The sequence below is a fragment of the Rhodococcus sp. T7 genome, assembly GCF_009872365.1.
In the GTDB taxonomy this organism is placed as follows: domain Bacteria; phylum Actinomycetota; class Actinomycetes; order Mycobacteriales; family Mycobacteriaceae; genus Rhodococcus_F.
Map to the genome: position 1 here is coordinate 1 of NZ_WXYH01000270.1, position 869 is coordinate 869.

The 869-nt window shown below is 64.3% G+C and carries 1 protein-coding gene; it reads right to left on the reverse strand.

Annotated elements, in window-relative coordinates; translation table 11 throughout:
• On the reverse strand, positions 1-860 hold an 860-nt coding region (locus MLGJGCBP_RS22840; RefSeq protein WP_328799582.1), incomplete at its 3' end, for an SCO6880 family protein.
• Positions 861-869 lie beyond the last annotated feature (9 nt).

Below are 869 nucleotides of genomic sequence, written 5' to 3' on the forward strand. Positions count from 1 at the left end.
TCTTCACCTCTGGCTTCGGCCCGTTCGACGATCTGCTGGGATGCCGGGTCGAAGGAGCGGCGCACCACACCGGTGATTTCGGCCGCGCTCATCGACCGCACCGCGACCCCGGACGCTTCGATCGCGGCGCGAATGCCGGGAAGCCGCCGACCGATCTCGACCGCTTGCACGCCCGGGTCCTTCTTCCGTTCATCGGTTGTGGCAGCGAAGGTGATCGCCACCCGCGCGGCGAGTTGAACTTCGTCGCGGTGGAACTCGGTGGCGCCTTCGTACACGACTGCCTTCGCCAGCGCGGGGGCATGCGGGGCGGTGATCAACCTCGCCTGGTTGAGGAGGGCGTTGCCGGTCTCGGGGACGGTGTCGAGGACCGGGACGATCGCCTCGATGTCGCTGGTCAGTCCGGCGGATGCGAGGACGACTCCCCACTCGCCGACCCACTGGTTGACCAGTACCCGGTCCACGGCCTCATCGCCCTGGGGCCAGGCCCGCAGCACGACGGTGTACTGATTCTTCTTGGGCATGTGGATCATGCCGAACCGGTAGCCGGCGCTGTCTTCGCCCTCATACATTTTCGTGGGGGCCAGCACACCGGGCAGGTGTGCCTTCCCGCCGGGCATTTCGGAGAACAGACCACCGCGGTAGATGTGCTCTTTACGTCGAAAGGCACTGAAGAATTGGATTGCCATGAGGGACCTTTCGTATCCGGTGAGGCCTTGACGTTTGCTGATCACCGGGAGCACGGTGAGTAGGAGGACGCCACCGGTGATGGCGCCCCACTTGATACCGGCGGTAATCAACACGATGAGAGCGATGATCAAAGAGCCGAGAATGAACCAGGTCACGGGTCCGGTCAGGCCCATGACGCCTTC